Raw genomic sequence first — 1,420 nt, 5'->3', positions numbered from 1 at the left:
CGACCTCTTCCCGGGGGAACTGGGCCACCACCACCTCTTCCGTGTCGAGCACCAGTTCCGCCTGCAGGTCGCGGCCCATGTGGGTGAGGCGCCGCAGATACGCCATGGGCCTGGGGCCAGTTTGGAATACCATTCTTGCCGATGGTTTTATTGGGTCATGAACATCGTATGCACATTCGACGACAACTACTTGCCGCATGTCGCAACGATGCTCACTACGCTCAGAACATCCAATCCTCACCACAGGCTTGATGTTTCCTTGATTCATTTAGGACGCTCCTTGAAAGATGCGTCGATGCTCTACCAATATGTTGCCTCCATCATCGATCGTGTCAGCCTGATACAACTCGATGGAACAGTCTTTAGGGACTTGCCACTAACCGGCTATTTGACAGCAGCTGCCTATGCTCGGCTGGCACTGCCGGATGTACTTCCAGCAGGATTGGATCGCGTTCTCTATCTGGATCCAGATATTGCGGTTGTTGGAGACTTGCAGCCGCTCTACGAGTCCGACCTGAAGGGGTATCCGCTGGGCGCCGTTCCTGATTACTACGAGCATCAGGAAAGTCGCCGCCTCTGTCTTCGGCCTGGTTCTGGATACTTCAATTCAGGTGTCCTGCTGGTTGACCTTCAGGCATGGAGGACATTGAACCTGCTTGAAATCGCCTCCATCTTCTTGAGGGACCACCCCGAGCGAATTCTTTACGCTGACCAGGATGTTCTGAATCACCAGTATCAAGGGAATTGGTTGAGGATAGAGCCACGCTGGAATTATCAGACCATGAGTGTCCTTGACGACCACTATCACCATCCTGAGCTTGCGAATCCAGTAAAGCCTTCGATCGTTCATTTTGTGGGGCCTGCTCACTCCAAGCCATGGCATGTCAACTGTGTCAATCCTTACTGCACGATCTTTCGCCAAGCCAGGAGTTCAACCCCCTGGGCACAAGCTCCACTGACAGGAGGTCCCCCTTCACTCAGTATCCGGATTAAATCGCGCATAAAGAAATCAATCGCTTTGTTTTCAGGCCTATAGCTCTTGGTGTGTTCTTTTCGATAGCATCGCAGTCCTACGATTATGTTGTCCGATTCTAAAGCTAATTCACGAGTCGAGAGAAGGTTTTGCTTGCCGATGTTCCCCATTGAGTAGATACCACCTTCAGTCGCCCGTTGCTTCCGTTCAAGGCGCAACGCACTCCGTTCCCAGGGATTTACCGTCTCCATCTCGGCTGCCACGACGGCTCAGATTGAATAATCCGGCTGGAAGGCGTGGGCCTGGCGGCTGATCACATGCAGTCGGTCGCCGGGCTTCAGGTTGTTGTAGTCGACCTCTTCCCGGGGGAACTGGGCCACCACCACCTCTTCCGTGTCGAGCACCAGTTCCGCCTGCAGGTCGCGGCCCATGTGGGTGAGGCGCCGC

1 protein-coding gene is annotated in these 1,420 nt (G+C 54.2%); it reads left to right on the top strand.

All coding sequences use genetic code 11. The features are described 5' to 3' along the window. The first annotated feature begins 157 nt into the window (after positions 1-157). The gene (locus tag KUG43_RS16605; RefSeq protein ID WP_216910940.1) at positions 158-1,036 is read left to right on the top strand and encodes a glycosyltransferase family 8 protein; all 879 of its coding nucleotides are present in this window, start codon (positions 158-160) and stop codon (positions 1,034-1,036) included. Positions 1,037-1,420 lie beyond the last annotated feature (384 nt).

It is taken from the genome of Synechococcus sp. CCY 0621, from assembly GCF_019038465.1.
Taxonomy (GTDB): domain Bacteria; phylum Cyanobacteriota; class Cyanobacteriia; order PCC-6307; family Cyanobiaceae; genus Cyanobium.
The sequence above is the reverse complement of the archived record's forward strand: the minus strand, read 5'-3'. Positions and strand labels throughout refer to the sequence as shown.

Bases quoted from the DNA above. Each gene is read 5' to 3' on its own strand.
- KUG43_RS16605 (WP_216910940.1), top strand. From the start codon at position 158: ATGAACATCGTATGCACATTCGACGACAACTACTTGCCGCATGTCGCA.